Source organism: Mesorhizobium loti R88b (assembly GCF_013170845.1).
Classification (GTDB): domain Bacteria; phylum Pseudomonadota; class Alphaproteobacteria; order Rhizobiales; family Rhizobiaceae; genus Mesorhizobium; species Mesorhizobium loti_B.
In genome coordinates, this window is record NZ_CP033367.1 from 2,698,171 (window position 1) to 2,717,363 (window position 19,193).

Annotated in this window: 19 protein-coding genes; 10 read left to right on the forward strand and 9 right to left on the reverse strand. The window is 63.1% G+C overall.

Annotation, left to right across the window (positions count from 1 at the left end):
- The first annotated feature begins 36 nt into the window (after positions 1-36).
- The 3 genes from EB235_RS13055 to EB235_RS13065 are packed head-to-tail and all read left to right on the forward strand — an operon-like array spanning position 37 to position 4,639.
- Positions 37-1,527: a family 16 glycosylhydrolase gene (locus tag EB235_RS13055; RefSeq protein WP_027030572.1), complete on the forward strand. Its 1,491-nt coding sequence runs from the start codon at positions 37-39 to the stop codon at positions 1,525-1,527.
- A gap of 34 nt (positions 1,528-1,561) precedes the next feature.
- Positions 1,562-3,316 carry a type I secretion system permease/ATPase gene (locus EB235_RS13060; protein WP_027030571.1) on the forward strand — a complete coding sequence of 585 codons (1,755 nt, stop codon included), beginning with the start codon at positions 1,562-1,564 and terminating at the stop codon, positions 3,314-3,316.
- 3 nt (positions 3,317-3,319) lie between these two features.
- Positions 3,320-4,639 carry an HlyD family type I secretion periplasmic adaptor subunit gene (locus EB235_RS13065; protein WP_027030570.1) on the forward strand — a complete coding sequence of 440 codons (1,320 nt, stop codon included), beginning with the start codon at positions 3,320-3,322 and terminating at the stop codon, positions 4,637-4,639.
- A gap of 18 nt (positions 4,640-4,657) precedes the next feature.
- On the opposite strand, the gene EB235_RS13070 is transcribed toward EB235_RS13065, so the two are convergent.
- Both EB235_RS13070 and EB235_RS13075 read right to left on the reverse strand, forming a co-directional pair.
- Positions 4,658-5,968, reverse strand: a complete 1,311-nt coding sequence (locus EB235_RS13070; RefSeq protein ID WP_027030569.1) for a hemolysin family protein — start codon at positions 5,966-5,968, stop codon at positions 4,658-4,660.
- 73 nt (positions 5,969-6,041) lie between these two features.
- Positions 6,042-6,956: a LysR family transcriptional regulator gene (locus tag EB235_RS13075; protein WP_027030568.1), complete on the reverse strand. Its 915-nt coding sequence runs from the start codon at positions 6,954-6,956 to the stop codon at positions 6,042-6,044.
- A gap of 126 nt (positions 6,957-7,082) precedes the next feature.
- Between EB235_RS13075 and EB235_RS13080 the strand changes: the two genes are divergently transcribed.
- A complete protein-coding gene (locus EB235_RS13080) occupies positions 7,083-8,105 on the forward strand; it encodes a zinc-dependent alcohol dehydrogenase family protein (RefSeq protein ID WP_027030567.1) in 1,023 nt (340 codons plus the stop codon).
- A 12-nt stretch (positions 8,106-8,117) separates the two neighbouring features.
- Here the strand turns inward: EB235_RS13080 and EB235_RS13085 are convergent, their stop codons facing one another.
- The 4 genes from EB235_RS13085 to EB235_RS13100 all read right to left on the reverse strand — a co-directional run bounded on the left by EB235_RS13085 (position 8,118) and on the right by EB235_RS13100 (position 11,541).
- The gene (locus EB235_RS13085; RefSeq protein ID WP_027030566.1) at positions 8,118-8,825 is read right to left on the reverse strand and encodes an LssY C-terminal domain-containing protein; all 708 of its coding nucleotides are present in this window, start codon (positions 8,823-8,825) and stop codon (positions 8,118-8,120) included.
- An 83-nt stretch (positions 8,826-8,908) separates the two neighbouring features.
- Positions 8,909-9,715, reverse strand: a complete 807-nt coding sequence (locus tag EB235_RS13090; protein WP_027030565.1) for an extensin-like domain-containing protein — start codon at positions 9,713-9,715, stop codon at positions 8,909-8,911.
- A 113-nt stretch (positions 9,716-9,828) separates the two neighbouring features.
- The gene (locus EB235_RS34735) at positions 9,829-10,521 is read right to left on the reverse strand and encodes an extensin-like domain-containing protein (protein ID WP_245268814.1); all 693 of its coding nucleotides are present in this window, start codon (positions 10,519-10,521) and stop codon (positions 9,829-9,831) included.
- 594 nt (positions 10,522-11,115) lie between these two features.
- Positions 11,116-11,541 (reverse strand): DUF3775 domain-containing protein, encoded by a 426-nt coding sequence (locus tag EB235_RS13100; RefSeq protein ID WP_027030563.1) that lies wholly within the window; start codon positions 11,539-11,541, stop codon positions 11,116-11,118.
- Between the two features lie 143 nt (positions 11,542-11,684).
- Between EB235_RS13100 and EB235_RS13105 the strand changes: the two genes are divergently transcribed.
- Both EB235_RS13105 and greA read left to right on the forward strand, forming a co-directional pair.
- Complete coding sequence (locus EB235_RS13105; RefSeq protein ID WP_027030562.1) at positions 11,685-12,224, forward strand: tetratricopeptide repeat protein; 540 nt, start codon at positions 11,685-11,687, stop codon at positions 12,222-12,224.
- Positions 12,225-12,487: 263 nt separating this feature from the next.
- Positions 12,488-12,961: a transcription elongation factor GreA gene (gene greA / locus EB235_RS13110; RefSeq protein ID WP_027030561.1), complete on the forward strand. Its 474-nt coding sequence runs from the start codon at positions 12,488-12,490 to the stop codon at positions 12,959-12,961.
- 245 nt (positions 12,962-13,206) lie between these two features.
- Here the strand turns inward: greA and waaC are convergent, their stop codons facing one another.
- Genes waaC through rfaD form a run of 3 tightly spaced genes read right to left on the reverse strand, consistent with a single transcriptional unit; the run spans position 13,207 to position 16,111 of the window.
- Positions 13,207-14,184 carry a lipopolysaccharide heptosyltransferase I gene (gene waaC, locus EB235_RS13115; RefSeq protein ID WP_027030560.1) on the reverse strand — a complete coding sequence of 326 codons (978 nt, stop codon included), beginning with the start codon at positions 14,182-14,184 and terminating at the stop codon, positions 13,207-13,209.
- Positions 14,181-15,188, reverse strand: coding sequence for a lipopolysaccharide heptosyltransferase II (gene waaF / locus EB235_RS13120; protein ID WP_027034736.1), 1,008 nt, complete (start codon positions 15,186-15,188; stop codon positions 14,181-14,183). The genes waaC and waaF overlap by 4 nt, the downstream gene beginning before the upstream one ends.
- Positions 15,161-16,111 carry an ADP-glyceromanno-heptose 6-epimerase gene (gene rfaD, locus EB235_RS13125; protein WP_027030559.1) on the reverse strand — a complete coding sequence of 317 codons (951 nt, stop codon included), beginning with the start codon at positions 16,109-16,111 and terminating at the stop codon, positions 15,161-15,163. Before rfaD ends, waaF begins: the two co-directional genes overlap by 28 nt.
- Positions 16,112-16,254: 143 nt before the next feature.
- On the opposite strand from rfaD, the gene EB235_RS13130 reads away from it, so the two are divergent.
- The 4 genes from EB235_RS13130 (at position 16,255) to rfaE1 (ending at position 19,189) form a co-directional block, all read left to right on the forward strand.
- Complete coding sequence (locus tag EB235_RS13130; RefSeq protein ID WP_027030558.1) at positions 16,255-16,491, forward strand: type II toxin-antitoxin system Phd/YefM family antitoxin; 237 nt, start codon at positions 16,255-16,257, stop codon at positions 16,489-16,491.
- Positions 16,484-16,897 (forward strand): hypothetical protein, encoded by a 414-nt coding sequence (locus EB235_RS13135; RefSeq protein ID WP_027030557.1) that lies wholly within the window; start codon positions 16,484-16,486, stop codon positions 16,895-16,897. The genes EB235_RS13130 and EB235_RS13135 overlap by 8 nt, the downstream gene beginning before the upstream one ends.
- A 34-nt stretch (positions 16,898-16,931) precedes the next feature.
- Positions 16,932-17,564, forward strand: coding sequence for a LysE family translocator (locus EB235_RS13140; protein ID WP_027030556.1), 633 nt, complete (start codon positions 16,932-16,934; stop codon positions 17,562-17,564).
- Between the two features lie 134 nt (positions 17,565-17,698).
- On the forward strand, positions 17,699-19,189 hold the full coding sequence (rfaE1, locus tag EB235_RS13145) for a D-glycero-beta-D-manno-heptose-7-phosphate kinase (protein ID WP_027030555.1): 1,491 nt from the start codon (positions 17,699-17,701) through the stop codon (positions 19,187-19,189).
- Positions 19,190-19,193: the final 4 nt, after the last annotated feature.

Below are 19,193 nucleotides of genomic sequence, written 5' to 3' on the forward strand. Positions count from 1 at the left end.
CCAGGCAGGCGAGGCATCAGGAGAAGGATTTATCCGATGAGCTTCTTCGTCAACGCCCTAGGCGTTCCTCTTCCCTACAGCGGCGCTTCCACCCATTGGTACTCGGCGGCAGGGTCCGGGCCGGACTTGTACGGCAGCTCTGGAAACGACTCGTTCTACGGAGCAACCGGCGTCACCATGCACGGCGGCGCAGGCGATGACATCTATTACCTCTATGCGGCGAGCAACAAGGTGGCCGAGGGCGCTGGGGCAGGCATCGATACGATCAGCACATGGATGAGCTACAAGCTCCCCGACAATGTCGAGAACCTCGTCGTCACAAACGCCAACAACTATGCTTTCGGAAACGGGCTGGACAACATCATCACCGCCCAGGCCGGGCACCAGACGCTGGACGGCGGCGCGGGAAACGATGTGCTGATCGACGGCGGCGGCGGTTACGACACTTTCATCGTCTCGAAAGGCAATGGAAGCGATCTGATAGCGAATTTTGCCGCCACGGACACCGTCCGCCTGAATGGCTATGGGTTCACGTCGTTCGACGCCATCCACTCAAACATGATCCAGGCGGGATCGAACGTGCTGTTGAACCTCGGATCCGGAGAGATCCTCGAGTTCAAGGACACGACCATCGACAAGCTGCAGCCCGGCCAGTTCGAATTGCCGATCGACAAGTCCGCAATGAGCCTGTCCTTCAGCGACGATTTCAACACGCTGAATCTTCACAATAGCCAGGGCGGCACGTGGGATACCAACTTCTCGTGGGGAGCGCCGAACGGCAGCACCTTGAGCAGCAACAACGAGCTGCAATGGTATATCGACGCCAATTACGCACCGACGAGTTCGGTCCACCCGTTCAGCGTGAACAACGGCGTGCTCACTATCACCGCAGCCCAGGCGCCGGCGGACATCAAGCCGCTGATCAACAATTATGAATACACCTCAGGCATCCTGACGACCCACGACACCTTCTCGCAAACCTATGGCTATTTCGAAATGCGGGCCGACCTGCCAGAGCACGCCGGCGCCTGGCCGGCCTTCTGGTTGCTCCCGGAAGACGGTTCGTGGCCGCCGGAGCTCGATGTCGTGGAGACGATCGGCCAAGCACCGAACTCGTTGGTCATGACGGCGCACTCGAATGAGACCGGAACGCACACCAAGGTCACGTCGACGGTGAGTGTCTCGGACCCCGCCGGCTTCCACACCTATGGCCTGCTCTGGACGCCGGACAAGCTTGTCTGGACCTATGACGGTGTGCAGGTCGCGGAAGCGGCGACGCCGTCCGACATGAACAAGCCCATGTACATGCTGGTCGATCTCGCGGTCGGCGGCTTGGCCGGCACCCCTCCGGATCATTTGGCCACGCCGGCCGAGATGAAGATCGACTACGTGCGCGCCTATACGCTGGACAGTGCTCCGGCAAATGCCCTGAACATCGCCAGCAGCAGCACTACATCCAGCACGGGCACGCACAGTATCGCCAGCAGCACGCTGCATGGCGGTTCCGAATTCGGGGGCCACGCGTAGGTCTCGGGATCATGCAGCGTAGGGGAATGCGGAAATGACCGGACCGTCCGACCTGCGCCCGGTCTTCCTGCGCGCCATCGCCGATGTCGGCGTCTTCTCGGTGTTGATCAACGTCCTGCTGTTGGTGATCCCGCTCTATCTGCTGCAGGTCTATGACCGCGTGCTGCCGTCCTCCAGCGTCGAGACGCTTGTCTATCTTTCGGGCATCGCGGTTCTCGCGCTCGCGGTTCTCGGGCTGCTGGACGCGATCCGCGCCGTTTACACGCAGCGCGTCGCGGCGACCCTCGACCGGAAGCTGGGTGCCGGCACATTCGCCATTTCGCTTGGCGCAAAATATGCCAGCGGCCTGTCGCCGCTGCGCGACCTCGCCTCGATCTGCGCCTTCATCAGGTCGCGCGGCGTGGCGGTGTTGTTCGATCTGCCCTTCGCCCCTGTCTTTCTCGCCCTGCTGTATCTGATCGATCCGGTGCTGTTTTGGGTGACCGTCGGTGGCGCGGCGCTTCTGCTTCTCCTGGTCGTGGCCAACCAGCTTGCCATCGGCAGGAACGACGCCTTGTCCGCGGAGCGTTCGGCTTTGGCCAGCCAGGCAGAACAGGCCTTTGCCCGCAATGCGGAGACGCTGCGTGCCATGGGCATGGTCGAGAACGCCGCGCAGGTCTGGGGCCGGCACGTCGCGGCAGCGCTCACCCTCCATGACCGCTCCGCGAGTGCCAATGCGATCTTCAGCGGCGCTTCGCGGGCGCTGCGCATGATGCTGCAACTGGCGATCCTCGGCGCCGGCGCATGGCTGGTGCTCGAAGGGCAGATGACGGCAGGCATGATCTTCGCCTCCTCGCTGGTGTCGTCGCGCGCGCTGCAGCCGCTCGACCAGTTGATCGGCGCCTGGCGTCAGATCGCGGACGCCCGGCGAGCGTGGCGCCGGCTTGAGACGGCGCTTGCGGCGCGTCCGCTTGAAGCGCGGAAACTGATCCTGCCCGATCCGACCGGCGCGATTTCCATGCAGGACGTCTTCTTTATGGCGCCGAATGCGCAGCCCGGCACCGAACCCATCCTCAAGCGACTGAACTTCCAGATTGGCGTCGGCGAAGCGTTGGCCATCGTTGGCCCAAGCGGCGCCGGCAAATCCACGCTGGCGCGGTTGCTTGTGGGTGCTGCCCGGCCGACCGGCGGCGCGGTGAGGATCGACGGCGCCGACCTCAGGACCTGGGACGAAAACCAGCTCGGAAAGCATATCGGCTACCTCGCGCAGGAGGTCGAGCTCTTTCCAGGATCGATCGCGCAAAACATCGCCCGCTTCAACCCCGATGCAGATGACGCCTCGATCATCGAGGCAGCCAGGCGGGCTGAGGCGCATGACCTGATCCTGGCGCAGCGGGACGGCTACCAGACATTGATAGGTCCGTCGGACAGAAATTTGTCGGGCGGCGAGCGCCAGAGGATCGGGCTGGCGCGCGCCTTCTACGGCGCTCCCAGGATTCTCGTGCTGGATGAGCCCAACGCCCATCTCGATGGCGCTGGCGAAGCAGCGCTCGAAACGGTGCTTGCCGCCGTGAAAGCGGCCGGCGTCACGACAATCGTCATCACGCACCGCCCTTCGATTGCTGCCTCCTGTGACCGCGTGATGCTTTTGCGCAGCGGCGTGATCGAAGCCTTCGGCCCCAGCGGCGAGGTGTTGCGGCAGTCTGTGGCCAGCACCGGCGCCGGGAAGGGCATTCCCCGGCAGAATCCGGTGGTGACAGGGTCTTTCGCCGCGACGCTTCGCACGCACAACACCCGCTTCGGATCATAGACCATGGCAGTCCAGAGCCTCGCTTGGGAAGGCAGTCCGCGCACCGACATAAGGCGTGTGGCATCCGCCGGATACGCGGCGATAGCACTATTGGTGGGTTGCTTTGGCTATTGGTGCGTCAGCGCGCCCTTGTCGGGAGCGGTGATCACGCAAGGGACGATCTCGGCGACCGGCGGAAACATCCTGATCCAGCATCCCGAGGGCGGCATCGTCCAGGAATTGCTGGTCCATGAAGGCGATCGCGTGCAACAGGCCCAGGATCTGATCGTGCTCGATCCAACGGCCGCGCGGGCACAGCTCAACCGGTTGACAAGACAGTCGATCGCGCTCAGGGCGAGCGCGGCGCGGCTGGAGGCGGAACGCGACGGATTGGACCGGCTGGCGCCAATCACCAAAGCGGCGCCAGCGCCGTTCCAGGCCGATTTCGAGATGTTGGTTCGAGAACAGCAGAAGGAATTCCACGCCAGGCTCGCCCGGTTTCGATCGGAACAATCGATCCTCGCCCAACGTCTAGCCATGCATCGCCAGTCTGTCGTGGGATTGCAGTCCCAGAAACAGGCCATTCAGCAACAAGTCGAAATCGTGAAGAAGGAACTCGGCATCAAGACCAGCCTGCTGGACAAGGGCCTCACCAACCGTACCGAATACTCCCAGCTCTTGCGCAGCGAGGCCGATCTCGTCGGGCAGGCCGGGATGCTGGAAGCCAATATCGCAGCGGCCAACGCCCAGATCGTCGAAGCCCAGGAGCAGAGCGAGCGCCAGACCACGCAACGCGTGGAGGAGGCGCTGACGAAGCTGGAGGAGGTTCGTTCCAACCTGGCCGACTTCGAGGAACAGATCGGGGCGGCGGAGGCGGTGCTGCGGCGAACGACGATCAAGGCGCCGGCGGCGGGCATAGTCGTCTCGTCGACCTACAATTCCAAGGGCAGCGTGATTGCCCCCGGCGAAAAGATCATGGAGATCCTGCCCACGGCATCGGGCCTGATCGTCGATGCAAGGCTGCGGCCAAAAGACATCGACCAGGTCCGTGTCGGCCAGCCGGCGAAACTGCGACTGTCGGCCTTGAACATGCGGCTTACCCCAGAGGTTTCAGCCACCGTGACACAAATTTCCGCGGACCGGCTCATCGACCAGGCCACGCATGAGCCCTATTTCCGCGCCAGGCTCAGGATTGCCGCAGAGTTGCCGTCCGGCGTGGAACCCGAGCAGCTTTATCCCGGAACGCCTGTCGAGGTGTTCATCAACACCGGCAACCGGACATTCTTCGAGTATCTGGCACGGCCGATGCTCGATTCCTTCGCTCGCGCCTTCACGGAGCGGTAGACATTGGGAATCGAACGATCAGCGCACCGCTTCGCGTTGGCTGCCCGGCAGGCGGGTGGCGATCAGCTTGTCGATGCGGCGGCCGTCGAGGTCGACGACCTCGAAGCGCCAGCCTTGCGCGTCGACGCATTCGCCGGTCGCCGGCAGATGATGCATGTGCGACAGCACATAGCCGGCGACGGTCTCGTAGTCGCGGTTTTCGGGCAGGTCGATGCCCAGGATCTCGGCCATCTCGTCGGCCTGCATGTAGCCGGCGAGCAGCCATGAGCCGTCCTCGCGCTTGACGGCGTTTTCCTCGTCGCCGGCATCGAGATCCGCGCGGAACACGCCGGTGATGGCTTCGAGAATGTCGGCCGGGGTGACGATGCCTTCGAAATGGCCGTATTCATCATGCACCAGCGCCATCGGCACGTCGGATTCCTTGAGCTTGTGCAGCACATCAAGCGCGTCGGCCTGGTCGTAGACGATGGGGGCGGCGCGCACATGCTTGCGCGGGTCGAGCGTGCGGCCGGCAAGGATCGCGGCGAGCACGTCGCGCGTCTGGACGACGCCAACCATGACGTCGACACCGCCGTCGCCTGCCGGCAGGCGCGAATGCTGGGTTTCCATCAAGAGCTTGCGGATCGCCGTGTCGTCGGACTGCAGATTGATCCAGTCGACCTCGGTGCGCGGTGTCATCACCGCGCGCACGGCGCGGTCGCCAAGCCGCATGACGCCGGCAATCATGCGCCGCTCGTCGGATTCGATGGTGCCATGATGCTCGGCCTCGGCGACCAGCATCTTGATCTCCTCGTCGGTGACCTTCTCCTCGCTTTCGCCGCGCTGGCCAAGCAGCCACAATATTGCGCGGCCGGAGATGTCGAGCAGGAACACCAGGGGTGCTGAGACGGTGGCGAGGATGGTCATGGCCGGAGCAGCGCGGGCAGCGACGCGTTCGGGATCGCGCAGCGCGATCTGCTTGGGCACAAGTTCGCCGACGATCAGCGAGAAATAGGTGATGATGGCAACGACAATGCCGACGCCGAGCGGGTCGGCAACGCTTTCGCGCATGCCGGTCGAGGCCAGGTACACCGACAGCCGGTCGCCCAGCGTGGCGCCGGAGAAGGCGCCGGACAGCACACCGACCAGCGTGATGCCGATCTGCACCGAGGACAGGAACTTGCCGGGATTCGAGCCAAGGTCGAGCGCGCGGCCGGCGCCATTGATGCCGCGGTCGATCATCGCCTTGAGCCTAGCCGGGCGCGATGAAACGATAGCGAGTTCGGACATCGACAACAGGCCGTTCACGCAGATGAGGACGACCACGATAGCGATTTCAACGTATAGCATGAGGGCTCAATAGCATTGCGGCGCTGCCTTCGAAAATAGTCCGCCAGCATTTTTAGAATATGACGCGTGGCTTTCAGGCCTTGTCCCAAGGCGGCGCCGAAAAATGTTCGACGAGAGCGTCGACGACAACACGCACCTTTGGGGTGAGCGCGCGCGTCACTGGCCACACGGCATGCACGACGATGTTTTCCACGAGACAGTCCGACAGGACCATTTCGAGATCGCCATTCCCGAGGCTGTCGGCTGCCAGCCAGGTCGGCAGGAAGGCGATCCCACAACCGGCAAGGGCGGCATCGAGCATCGGTTCGCCATGGCCGAGAACCAGCCTCGCCTTGGGGACGAAGGTCGTCAGATGGCCGTCGCCATGCCTGATCACCCAGGGGCGGACGACGCCCTCGCGGCCATAACCGATGACGCTATGATGGGCGAGATCGTCGACCGATCGCGGCCTGCCGTGTTCCCTGAGATAGGCGGGAGCCGCACAGATGGCCGAGCGCTGGGCATAGATGCGTCTGGCCGCGAGCGACAGGCTGTCGTCCAGTTCTCCCATGCGCACCGCGAGGTCGATGCCTTCCTCGATCAGGTCGACGCGGCGGTCGTTGAAGGAGATTTCCACCGTCAGCTCCGGGAATTTCCTGGAAATCGCAAACAGGACGGGTGCGACGCAGCGCCGGCCGAAGGCGAGCGGCACGTCGATGCGCAGGCGGCCGGACGGGATCTGCCGGCGCGAGGCAAGCAGTGACTGCGCCGCCTCGATCTCGGCCAGCGCCCTGACGCAGGCCTCATAGTAGCACTCGCCTTCGCTGGTCGGACTGAGGCTGCGGGTGGTGCGGTTGAGCAGGCGAACGCCGAGCCGCTGCTCCAATTGGGCGACCGACTTGCCGATCGCCGACTTTGTCACATGCAGCCGCTCGCCGGCGCCGGTGAAGCTGCCAGCCTCCACGGCCTGGACGAATGCGACGATGCCTTGCAGGTCGGTCGATTCCATGACGGTTCCAATTGGCGAATTTAAATTATCAATCAGTTGCCTGATATGCCGCATAGAAGCTCTATTTTCTATAGTTAAAAAGCATAAATGTCTCGCGTGGCCATCAATCACGGAGCGCGAAGCGACATGAGCACCCAAATCAACAGATCCTGGCAGATGAGCGGTTTCGGCCTGTCCAGGCTGAGCCAGGTGACGGGCGAAATCCCCGAAGCCGGGCCGCACGATCTTCTGGTGCGTACGAAAGCCGTGTCGCTGAACTACAAGGACAAGATGATCGTCGAGGGCACGCTGATCCCCGACCTCAGCTTTCCCTTCGTGCCGACGTCGGACGCGGTGGGCGAGGTGGTGGCTGTCGGCAGCGCGGTCAGCCGCTTCAAGGTCGGGCAGCGTGTGCTTGGCCAGGTGATCGCCGACTGGCCGGATGGCGACGCTCCGCCCGTGCTGCACAAGCATACCCTTGGTTCCTCACTGTCGGGGATGCTTTCAGACCATGTTGTCTTTGGCGAGGATGCCGCTGTGCTGGCGCCGCCATCGCTCAGCGACATCGAGGCGGCGACGCTGCCGATCGCTGCGTTGACGGCCTGGTTTGCGATGGCTGAGGCGACCAGACCGGTGGCGGGCCAGACCGTCCTCATCCAGGGCACTGGCGGCGTGTCGCTGTTTGCGCTGCAGTTCGCCAAGGCATTCGGCTTGCGCTCCATCGTCACCTCGAGCAGTGACGAGAAGCTTGAGCGGGCAAGAAAGCTTGGTGCCTGGCAGGGGATCAACTACCGCACGCAGCCGGCATGGGACGAAGCCGCGCGTGCGCTGACGGACGGGCTGGGCGTCAACCATGTGCTGGAAATGGTCGGCGGCGACAATGCGCGGCAATCGCTCAACGCGCTGGCCGCCGATGGCCGGCTCTCGATCATCGGTCTTCTGGGTTCGATGGAACTCAGTTTCCCGATCCTGCCCTTCATGCGCAACCGCATCACCGTGCAGGGCCTGTCGATCGGCCATCGCCGGTCTTTCGAGCGGATGAACCAGGCGATCGAGGCGCTCGGCATCAAGCCGGTCATCGACAAGGTCTTTGGCTTTGACGAGGTGCCGCAGGCCTTGCAGCATTTGGAGAAGGGGCCGTTCGGCAAGATCGTGATCAGCTCGACCTGACCTTGCCGTTGGTCACTTCAGGTCCTTCAGCACGCCGATGATTGCCTTGCCGTCGGTGAAATAGGGGTCGCCGCCGCCGTTGCGGCCAGTCCTGGTGGGGCCGATGCCTCCCATGTCGCTGGTCGATGCCAGCAGAGCGGCTGCGTTCAGGTCGTCGATCAGGAAGTCGCGTTCGGCATCGATGTCCGGAGCGATGTGGTGCGTGATCGCGCCCGTGTCGTGGCTGAGACCGACGCCGCGATCGAAGCTGGCGGAGCCCAGCCAAAGCGGGCGGCCGTCGTCGCCCACCGTATCGGTCTGCCAGAAGCGGACGTGGTGGCGCCGGTCGGCACTGTCGCCGACCGGCTTTTCGAAAGCGAGATCCTGGGCGCGGCCTTCGAACACCAGGCGGCTCATCGGCGCATCGGGATAGGGGCGGGAAAACAGGACACTTTCGCCGATATCGATGGCTGTCCTCAATGTGACGGCGTCAGCGGTATCCCAGCCGGCGACGGCGAAGCCATGGACCACCTCCTTCTCAGTGCCGACGAGGCCGACATTGATCGGGTCGCCCGGAATGCCTTGCGGCGTGTGCGTCACCATTTCGAAGCGCTGGTCACGAAAACCGCGCTCCCGGAATGTCCAGAATTCGGGTGCAGCGAGATAGGCGAGCGCGAGCCAGGCGGCCAGAAAGGTTGCCAGCCAGATTGCTACACGGCGCTGTATGCTTCGTTGGCTCATTTGCCGCCGCCCCACCGTTCCACCGTCACTCTATGCGGTGAGGCAGCCCTTCGGCAAAGGGTGACATGGTGTCGCCCGATACTCTACCGGCAGGCGCGATAGCCGTTCTTGCGGTTCTTGATGTCGAAATGGAAATGGTTGCGGTGGTCGTAATTGTAACCGGGGCCGAGCACGGTGGTGAAATACTGGCAGCCATCGGCGCGCACATTGTTGAGGAAGCCTCGCGTGCGGAAGGCGAACAGGCCGGGCTTGCGCACGTCGATATCGTCGCCATTGTTGAGCTCGATGCTCATGACGTCGAGCGCGTTGCCCTTGCCGTGCTCGGACAAAACACCTTCGCCGGCGATGTTGCGGCAGGAATAGCTCGAGCCCTGGTGGATGGTCTTGACGCCGGAGAAGTAGCGCCAGCGGGCGGAGGGAACGAGCTCGTTCTTGGTCCAGGCAGCGAAGGTAGCCGCCATGTCGCAGGTCAGGGTCGCGGCGGGTTTCATCTGGATGCTGCCGATGGCCGTGACTTTTACGGGGTAATCGATGCCGCACTGGCCTTCATGGATCGGCGCCATGTCGGTGTAGGCGACATCGAGGCGCTTCAACTGCTGGCGGCAGTCGGTTTCGCTGGCCGGTATCTGCTCGACCGGCGACATCGGCTCATCCATACGCGGATAGGCGGCCTGCGTCATGTAGGGATTGGACGGGACAAGCTTCTGCATGCCCGTATATTGCGGCACGGCCGAGGTCTGCGTGCCGACATCGACGGCCGGCTGCAGCGACAGCACGCTACCGGTGTTGCAGGCCGAAACGGCCGCAAGCGTCAGGCCGGCGGCCAGCAGCATTACGGGTTTCGAGTGGCGCGCGGTGACGAAAAACACGGCGCGAATTTTGCCGGTCATTGGCGGAATCCCAATCGTGGTTATCCGGCATTTTAACGATCAAGGGTAAAGGAAAACTCAGCGTCCCTGTTCACGCCTGCGGCTGAAATGCGGCAAGCCGTCCAGTCGACCGCCTACTGGCAGAACGTCCCGCCATGTTTGCGCGGTTCGAGATCGAGATGGAAATGCAGCGCGTGGTCGGCGTCGGCACCCGGTCCAAGCACCGTCTTGAACGGACCGCAGGCAGCCTTGCGCACCGCGTTGAGGAATTTTGCGTCCTTCTCCGGCGGCGTCGGGCTGATTTCGATCTTCTTTCCGTCGGAGAGTGTGAAGCTGCCGATATCGAGCGCGTTGCCGAAAGCATGTTCGGACAGTTTTCTGGTGCCGTGGCGCGGCCGGCAGACGAAGGCCGAGGCCTGGCTGATCGATTTCACCTCTGTGCCGAACTCCGCCTTGGCGGCCGGCTCAATAACATCGATGGTGAAGCGGGCGGCGGCTTCGGCCATCGAGCAATTGAGCTCGGTGGCAGGGCCGATAGCGACCGACTTGTTCAGCGTCTTGATCACGATCGGGTATGGGATGGAACAGCCGATTTCGGGATTGCTTTCCGCCTTGTGCTCCTCGAATTCGACGCCAAGCGCCTTCAGGCGCTCACGGCAAGCAACTTCGTCGGCGGGCATCTTGTCCGCAGGCAGGTCGGCAGAGCGCGCGTCGGGAAGCATCTTCTTGTCGCCGGCATCCGCAGGCTTTGGCGGCGGTTGCGGGGCGACAGCCGGCGGCTGAGCCTCAGGCTCGGCGGTGTCGGGCTTTGGTGTCGGGATAGGCACATCGGCCGGTGGCTCAGGCTCACTTTCCGTATCCGTTGACGGCTCCGGGGCCGAAGGCTCGGGACGCGCCTGCTTTTTCTGACGGGACTTTTCTTCATTGAACTGGTCGGAATCTGCGTCAGGGATGGGGGCGTCAGACTTGGCCCCGTTTGTCTTGGGATCCTCTATCTTGGGAACATCGGTCTTCTGGTCTTCCGTCTTTGCAGCGGCTGCGGGACGTGGTTCAGGCACCGGAGCATCGGCAGGCGATGGCAGCGGAGGCGATGGCGTCGCAGACAATGGCGGGGGATTTTGCGTTTTCTGCGGGGCCGTGCTCGGAGCGGACTGCTGTTCCACGCGCGATTTCGTCTTATGCCGGCCACGCGGCTTCAACGGCTGGTCGACCCGTGGCGTCAACGGCTGTTCCACCCGAGGGGACAGCGGCCCGTGATGCTTGTGGCGATGTCTGGCGTCGGCAGGCGTCACCAGCAAAGCGGTGACGGCCGTGGCCAGTACAATCCTGTAAATTCGGGAAAAGACAAGCGACCCCATCGCCGACAACGGCGCGCGCGCCCGGAAGTTGCCTTCAGCCCATCACGAACGGTAACCGCGCCGTTACGCGCCGATCGCTTCCAGCCCTTCCTCCAGCCAGTCGGCAAGCAGCGGCATGCCAAGCAGGTACTTCGCCGTGCGCTTGCTGGCGCGTTCGCGCGCCGCGGCCAGCGCATCCGCCCACTCCGACGCATCGTAGTCGCCGCGGCCGACCCAGGCGAGCGCCACCAGTTCGGCGGCTTCATCGACATTGAGGTCGTTGATCAGCTCGCGCAGCTCTTCCTCGGTGAGGTTTTCCGAGCTCTCCTCGGCGAGACCGTCATGGTGATGGTTGACATGGGACTCGCCGTCGAGTTCGACCTCGTGCTCGGCGCCGTCGGCATAATCCTCGTTGACGGCGGCACTCAAGGCCTTGGCCTTGAGAATGAACAGGCGCACAGTGTCGGGGCCGATCGTAAGGTCCCAGTCCTTTTCAAGCCGTCGCTGCACGGGTCGTCTCCGTCAGTCGTTGGCTGGATGATAGCGGATTTCAGGCATGCGTCACCTGATGTTCTCCAATTCTGCTTTTTTCCGGGATGAAACCCGGGCCATGCGGCGTTAGTCTTGCATTCTCACCCCTCAAGGAGGCTTCCATGCATAAAAGAGTGCTGATCCAGGCGGCGGGCGCGCTTCTCGCCCTGCAGTTCATGGCCGTTCCGGTGTTCGCCGCCGGCGGCGACAGTACCGGTACCGACCAGACGGTCACCCAGTGCAAGAAGGGCCAGGTCTGGGACAAGAAGAAGAAAAAGTGCGTTGCACCGCAGGAAGGCATGCTGGACGACGACAGCATCTATGATGCCGGCCATGCGCTGGCGCTGGCTGGTCGCTATGACGAAGCGATCGCGGTGCTCAGCCTTGCCGCCAACAAGCAGGATCCGCGCATCCTCAACTATCTCGGCTATTCGCACCGCCATTCCGGCCGTGTCACCGTCGGCCTCGGCTATTACGAGGAAGCGTTGCGCATCGACCCGAACTACACGCTGGTGCGGGAATATCTCGGCGAAGCGCATCTCCAGATCGGCGATCTGGCCGGCGCCCAGCAGCAGCTGACGGAAATCGAGAAGCGCACCGGCAAGGGTTCGCGCGAATACGGCATGCTTTCGGAGCAGATCGATCACTTCATGAGGAGCTGATCAGCCTCTCGAAAGGTTCCCCAAGCGGCCGCGAGCGATCGCGGCCGTTTTTTTACCTGCTATCTTATGCGCCACCTCGCTGATGAAAGCGGGGATGATTTTCGCAAAACCGATTTTTGGGCGTGAAAAACCCGGAAAGATTGCTATATCTTGGGAAATTGCGGTGAAACGGTTCCGTTAGCCCGAGGCTGCCGGACCCGTTTTCTTTTTGTGACAAGGCTTTCCCCGAAACGCGGGGGTGGCGGCAGGAAAGGTCAGGCGTCATGAACAAGGTCCCGATGACAGGCGAGGGGTTCGCGTCATTGAAGGAAGAACTGCGTTGGCGCCAGCAGCAAGAGCGGCCGCGCATCATCGAGGCGATCTCCGAAGCGCGCTCGCATGGCGACCTGTCCGAAAATGCCGAATATCATGCCGCCAAGGAGGCGCAGAGCCTCAATGAGGGCCGCGTCAACGAGCTCGAAGACTATATCGCGCGCGCTGAAGTGATCGATGTCAGCAAGCTCAGCGGTGAAAAGGTCAAGTTCGGCGCCACCGTCGTGCTGGTCGACGAGGATACTGAGGAAAAGAAGACCTACCAGATCGTCGGCGACCAGGAAGCCGATGTGAAATCGGGCCGCATCTCGATCTCCTCACCCATCGCGCGCGCGCTGATCGGCAAGGAAGTCGGCGACGCCATCGAGGTCAATGCGCCCGGCGGTGCACGGGGATATGAGATCGTCCAGGTGCAGTTCATTTAGAGATTTGGGCGCAGGCGCCTATTCAAGAGAAGGTTTGCGCTGCCCCTCATTGTCCTGCCGGGCATTTCTCCCCGTAGAGTGACGGGGAGAAAGATGCTCGCATTGATCGTTTCGCCAATTTCAACGGTGCAAGAGGGCGCTGGCGCTGCGCGCAGCTCCCTTCTCCCCATCACTATATGAGGAGAAGGTGCCGGCAGGCGGATGAGGGGCAGCGCTGACCTTTCCGGTTGAACTGATTGGATAAATCACTCGCTGCCGGCGCCGACCTTAAGCTCCAGCAATCTTTCCGCCACCGCAATGACCTCCACCGGCGTCACACGCCCGCCGAGTGCTGCAAGCAGCGTCGATGCGTACGGGCCGCGCGGACCCGTTAAACCTGGCTCTGTCGCCAAAAACACCGCGACCGTCGGCAGGCCGAAGGCGCTGGCGAGGTGGGTCAGGCCGGTGTCGGCGCCGACGACTAGCGTCGAACGGCCGAGGATGGCGGCGATGTCGGCCAGCGGCGATTTTGGCACCACGATCGTGGATGGGATGGCCCTGGCGATCGCTTCGGCGACAGCCTTTTCACGTTCGTTCGACCAGGTGGTGACCGGCGTCAGGCCGCGCTCGACCAGCAGGCGGGCGGTTCCGATCCAGTCTTCGACCGGCCATTTCTTGTCCTCGCGGCTGGTGCCGTGCAGCAGGAAGGCGGTTTTCCCGGTGATGCCGGCGCGACCGCCGGGTGGTGGCGCAATGCCTGACCCGAGCGTCGACAAATCGGGCTGGTAGCCAAGCGCCAGTCCAAACAGCCGGCGCGTCCGTTCGATGGCGTGCAGGTCACGCGGCACGGCGTAGGTTACGTCATAAAACAGCGTCGCCGAAGGTTCGCGTGCGCTCGAGCGGTCAAAGCCGGCGATCGGGGCGCCCGCCTGCCGTGCCACCAGGGCCGATTTCAGCAAGCCCTGCGCATCGATGACCAGGTCGTAGCGGCATTCGCGTAAGTTGCGGCGCAGCGCAACCGCCTCGCGCCAGGTGCCGCCACTGAACAGCGCCTTGCGCCAGCGCCGGATCGCGACCGTGTGAATACCAGCGATCGCCGGATGCAGCGCGACAACGCCGGCGAATGCCTCTTCGACGCACCAGTCGAAGGACACGTCCGGCCTGGCGAAACTGGCATCCTCGACCGCCGGAAATGTGTGGATGACATCGCCCATCGACGATGTCTTGACGATCAGCACCTTCATGCCGCCGCCGGAATTTTCAGCAGCCGATCCGCCGCCGCCGCAACCTGTCCGACTTCCAATGTCTTCAGGCAGTTGAGATGGCCGAGCGGGCAGACCTTCTGGTGGCAAGGCGAGCAGGACAGGCCGAGCCAGACCAGTTCGCGACGTTCCGCCAGCGGCGGCGTGTTCTGAGGCGAGGTCGAGCCATAGACGGCGACGATCGGCGTGCCGACGCCCGCCGCGACATGCATCAGCCCGCTGTCGTTGGAAACCGCCAGCCTGGCCGCCGCGATCAGGTCGATGGCGTCCTCCAGCCGTGTCTGGCCGGCAAGGTCGATGACGCCGGGAGCAAGGGCTGCGATCTCCGCCGTCACGTCGCGGTCGTTCTTCGAACCGAACAGGGCGACCTTCAAACCTTTTGCCATGAACCCGCGGGCGAGGCCGGCATAGCGTTCGCTCGGCCAGCGCTTGGCCGGGCCGAATTCGGCACCGGGCATCAGGGCCGCGAATTTCTGTGGCGCCAGCCCGAAACGGTCGAGCAGGGCGGCCTGGTTTTTCGCATCCACGGTCAGATGAGGGGCGCGAAAACTGCCGCCCTGGGCGAGGCCGAAATAGGCCTGCGCGGTGCGACGTTTCACGGCCTCGGGCAGCGGCACGATATCGGTCAGCAGGCCATAGCGCATTTCCCTGAGATTGCCGAAGCGGCGCGGAATATGGGCAAAGAAGGGGATCAGCGCCGACTTCCAGCTGCCGGGCAGGATATAGGCCATGTCGTAACGGCCGCGCAGCAGGCGGCCGAAGCGGCGGCGATGGGTGAATTCGAGCGCACCGGGCTTCAGCGGAAAGTCGATCTGCTGGCGTAACTCGGGCATGCGCTTGACCAGCGGCGCGGCCCAGGCTGGCGCCAGCACATCGATGGCGGCGTTGGGATGGAGCTCCTTCAGCGCCGAAAACAGGCACTGCGCCATCACCATGTCGCCCACCCAGCGTGGGCCGATCACGAGGATCGTTGGGCTTTCAGCCATTCGACATAGTCTCTGACACCGGTTTCCACTGTCCGGAACTGGCCGTTGTAACCGGCCGCGCGCAAACGGGACATATCAGCTTGCGTGAAGCTCTGGTAGCTGCCCTTGAGGTGGTCGGGAAAGGGGATGAATTCGATCTCGCCCTTGCCCAGCGTGTCGATGACGGTTTCGGCAATGGCGCGGAAGGGTTGGGCGCGGCCGGTGCCGCAGTTGAAGATGCCGCTCGAGCCCCGCTTCCACAGCCACAGATTGACGTCGGCGACGTCACCGACATGAATGAAGTCGCGGCTTTGTTCGCCGGGACCAAAACCGTCATAGGCGCCGAACAGCTTCGGGTTCTGGCCTTGCTCGACCTGGTTGAACAGATGGAAGGCGACCGAGGCCATGGTGCCCTTGTGCGCCTCGCGCGGGCCGTAGACGTTGAAATAGCGCAAGCCGGCCACTGGCGAATGGTCGGTATCGAAGACGGTGCGGCGGACATAATCGTCGAAAAGTTTCTTGGAATAGGCATAGACGTTGAGCGGCCGTTCGAACTCCGGTTCCTCGCGGAACTCGCTGCCGCCGCCATAGACCGAGGCCGACGAGGCATAGAGGAAAGGCACGCGCAGTTCGAGGCAGGCATGCAAAAGCCGCTTCGAATAGGCGTAGTTCACCTCCATCATGAACTTGCCATTCCATTCAGTGGTGGTCGAGCAGGCGCCCTGGTGGAAGACGGCCTCGATGCGGCCGAGCCCGCCATCCTCCAGAAGGGCGCAGAAATCGTCCTTGTCGAGGTAGTCAGCAATCTTGAGATCGGCGAGGTTGGCGATCTTGTGGCCGTCAGTCAGATCGTCGACGACGACGATGTCGTCATGGCCTTCGGCGTTGAGCGCGGCGACGATGTTGGAGCCGATCATGCCGGCGCCGCCCGTGACGATGATCATGAAGGCCTCTGGTTGCTTGCGATTCCGGTCCTTATAAGGGAGGCCAGCCGGACTGTCGACAAAGCAGGCGTTCCGCTATCTCGCTGTGTTCTTGCTTGTCTGTTTTGTCCATTTTGTCTATTATGGACAAAACAGAGTGTCCCATGAAACATTATCCATCGACCGATCTGAAACAGAACCTTGGAGACGTGCTTGCGGCCGCCAGCCAGCAGCCCGTATCCATCACGCGTCACAACAAGCCGAGATACGTCCTGATGAGCATCGAGGCTTACGAGGCTCGCTTCGTCAATGACAGCCGCCGCGCTTACGCGGCCAAGGACGCCCCGTCCGAACATGCCGGGATGCTCGAGGAATACTCTGCGGAATTGGACCGTGATTAAACCGGCCGCCGCGGACGTCTGGCGATATCCATATCTGTGGCACCGTCAACATGGAGACGGCGAGACCGAAGGTCGCAAGACACGACCTGTCGCCTTCGTGGCTGTCCTTCCCGGGAAAGCCGGCGGCACTAATCTCTTTATCCTTGCAATCACTTCAACGCAGCCCGGCCGCGATCGCATCGCTGTTGGCGTTCCGGAAATTGAACGCCGCCGTGCCGGCCTTGACCCTATCCCCCTTTGGGTCATAGTCGACGAGTACAACCACGATATCATGGAATCTTCAGCCTACTTCGAACCCGGTGCGCGGATCGGCGCATTCAGTCCGTCGTTCCACAAAAAAGTCATGTCCGCTTTCATCGCGGTTGTTCGCGCAGGCCAATCCAAAGCTATCCCACGGGCTGACTGAACGGCCTGCACGGCAGGATCACAAGGGACAAAAAATGCCGTCGACCGAACTGCTCATCGCGTTTTTCGCCACCACGGCGATCTTTGCCTATATTCCGGGTCCGGCCATGCTTTATGCGGCTGCGCAGACCATGGCGCGCGGGCGCTGGTCGGGACTGACGGCCGCACTTGGCATCCATCTTGGTGGTTATTTTCATGTTTTCGCCGCTGCCGCCGGCCTGTCCGTGCTGTTTCACGCCGTGCCGCCGCTCTACATGGCGGTCAAGCTGGTCGGCGCGCTCTATCTGATCTGGCTCGGTGTCTCGCTGTTTCGCAAGCGGGTCGAAGGCGAGATGGCGCTTCCTGTTCTTGAACGCAAATCGGCCCGTCGTGCGTTTTTCGAGAGCATCACCGTTGAGCTGCTCAATCCCAAGACCGCGATTTTCTTCATGGCGTTTCTGCCGCAGTTCATCGATGCCTCGGCGGCCCTTCCGGTCTGGCTGCAATTCGTGGTGCTGGGAACCATCGTCAACCTGATGTTCTCCTCGGCCGACATCGTCTGCGTCTTCCTCGCCGGAATGGTGATCGGCCGGCTGCGGCGTTCGAGCCGGGCGCAGCGGCTGATGCAGCGGGCCGGCGGCGCGGTGCTGGTCGGGCTTGGCGTTCACGTTGCGCTGCAGAAGAGCTGACCGCGCGGAGGTGTGCCGTGCTGCCGTTGCGCTGCGTGGATTTGCGGTATATCGGCTTCGCTGTCGGGGTCCGGCCCGTAAATTGACAATTTTCAGCACGACACAGATCAGCCTCTCCACACATTGCCAGTGACATGATCAAGCACAATCCGCCTTCCGCCGAACCCTTGCACCGCGCCATTGCGCGCTTTGGCGGCGTCACCGTGCTGGTGGTCGGCGACCTCATCCTCGACCGTTTCGTCAACGGTGTCATCGAGCGGATTTCGCCGGAAGCGCCGATCCCGGTGCTGCATGGGCGCGGCGAGACTTCGGCGATGGGCGGCGCCGGCAATGTCGTGGCCAACATCATCTCGCTTGGCGCGCGCGCCATTCCGGTGTCGGTGATCGGCACCGACGCCGCCGGCGACAGCCTGGTGCGGATGCTGGGCGAACTTGGCGCCGACACGGCAGGGCTGGCGCAGGAGCGCGGCCGCATGACGTCGTCGAAGAGCCGCTTCAGCGCCCTCAACCAGCAAGTGCTGCGCTTCGACGAGGAAGAGATCAAGCCACTCTCCGCCCATGAGCGTGCGATGCTGATCGAGCATTTCCAGGCCGAACTGACGCGCGCGGACATCGTCATCCTCTCCGATTACGGCAAGGGCATCCTGCTTGACGGTGTCGCCGGCGAGCTGATTGCCATCTGCCGTGATGCGGGAAAGCCGGCGCTGGTCGACCCCAAGGGCCATGATTATGCACGCTATGCCGGCGCCACGGCGGTCACGCCCAACCGCAAGGAGCTTGGCGAGGCGGTCGGTCGCAAGGTGTTTGGTGACGACGAGATCGAGGCCGCGGCGCGCGATCTGATTGCGACCCATGATTTTGATTTCATCGTCGCCACGCGCAGCGAGAAAGGCATGAGCGTCGTTACCGCCGAGGATGCCCGCCACATCGCCACCCAGGCGCGGGAAGTGTTCGACGTTTCCGGTGCTGGCGACACGGTGATCGCCACCTTCGCGCTCTCGCTCGCGGCAGGCGCCGATCGCGTGCAGGCCGCGGTTATCGCCAATGCCGCTGGCGGCGTTGTGGTGGGCAAACGCGGTACCGCGCGTTTGACGGTCGAGGAACTCACCGGCGCGCTGTTCCGCTCGCACGGACCGACCGCCCACAAAGATGCCATCCTCGATGCCACATCGGCGGCGCGCATGGTGGCGGCGTGGAAGGAAGAGGGCCTGAGCGTCGGTTTCACCAATGGCTGCTTCGACATATTGCATGCCGGCCATGTCAGTCTCTTGCACGCCGCGCGCAGCCAGTGCGACCGGCTGGTGCTCGGCCTCAACAGCGATGCCTCGGTGCGGCGGCTGAAAGGGCCGGGCCGCCCGGTCAACGACCAGCATGACCGCGCCTGCGTGCTTGCGGCGCTTGCCTCGGTCGATGCGGTCGTGGTCTTCGAGGAGGATACGCCGCTGGCGCTGATCGAGGCGCTGTTGCCCGACATTCTGGTCAAGGGCGCGGATTATACGATCGACACCGTGGTCGGCGCCGATGTGGTGCAGAAGGCCGGCGGACGCGTCGTGCTGGTCGATCTCGTCGCCGGCAAGAGCACCACCAGCACCATCGGCAAATTGCGCGCCGGCTCCACAAACTGAGGGT

Excerpts from the sequence above, each read along its gene's own strand:
- EB235_RS13055 (WP_027030572.1), top strand. The coding sequence starts at position 37 with ATGAGCTTCTTCGTCAACGCCCTAGGCGTTCCTCTTCCCTACAGCGGC.
- EB235_RS13060 (WP_027030571.1), top strand. The coding sequence starts at position 1,562 with ATGACCGGACCGTCCGACCTGCGCCCGGTCTTCCTGCGCGCCATCGCC.
- EB235_RS13065 (WP_027030570.1), top strand. The coding sequence starts at position 3,320 with ATGGCAGTCCAGAGCCTCGCTTGGGAAGGCAGTCCGCGCACCGACATA.
- EB235_RS13070 (WP_027030569.1), bottom strand. The coding sequence starts at position 5,968 with ATGCTATACGTTGAAATCGCTATCGTGGTCGTCCTCATCTGCGTGAAC.
- EB235_RS13075 (WP_027030568.1), bottom strand. The coding sequence starts at position 6,956 with ATGGAATCGACCGACCTGCAAGGCATCGTCGCATTCGTCCAGGCCGTG.
- EB235_RS13080 (WP_027030567.1), top strand. The coding sequence starts at position 7,083 with ATGAGCACCCAAATCAACAGATCCTGGCAGATGAGCGGTTTCGGCCTG.
- EB235_RS13085 (WP_027030566.1), bottom strand. The coding sequence starts at position 8,825 with ATGAGCCAACGAAGCATACAGCGCCGTGTAGCAATCTGGCTGGCAACC.
- EB235_RS13090 (WP_027030565.1), bottom strand. The coding sequence starts at position 9,715 with ATGACCGGCAAAATTCGCGCCGTGTTTTTCGTCACCGCGCGCCACTCG.
- EB235_RS13105 (WP_027030562.1), top strand. The coding sequence starts at position 11,685 with ATGCATAAAAGAGTGCTGATCCAGGCGGCGGGCGCGCTTCTCGCCCTG.
- greA (WP_027030561.1), top strand. The coding sequence starts at position 12,488 with ATGAACAAGGTCCCGATGACAGGCGAGGGGTTCGCGTCATTGAAGGAA.
- waaC (WP_027030560.1), bottom strand. The coding sequence starts at position 14,184 with ATGAAGGTGCTGATCGTCAAGACATCGTCGATGGGCGATGTCATCCAC.
- waaF (WP_027034736.1), bottom strand. The coding sequence starts at position 15,188 with ATGGCTGAAAGCCCAACGATCCTCGTGATCGGCCCACGCTGGGTGGGC.
- rfaD (WP_027030559.1), bottom strand. The coding sequence starts at position 16,111 with ATGATCATCGTCACGGGCGGCGCCGGCATGATCGGCTCCAACATCGTC.
- EB235_RS13130 (WP_027030558.1), top strand. The coding sequence starts at position 16,255 with ATGAAACATTATCCATCGACCGATCTGAAACAGAACCTTGGAGACGTG.
- EB235_RS13140 (WP_027030556.1), top strand. The coding sequence starts at position 16,932 with ATGCCGTCGACCGAACTGCTCATCGCGTTTTTCGCCACCACGGCGATC.
- rfaE1 (WP_027030555.1), top strand. The coding sequence starts at position 17,699 with ATGATCAAGCACAATCCGCCTTCCGCCGAACCCTTGCACCGCGCCATT.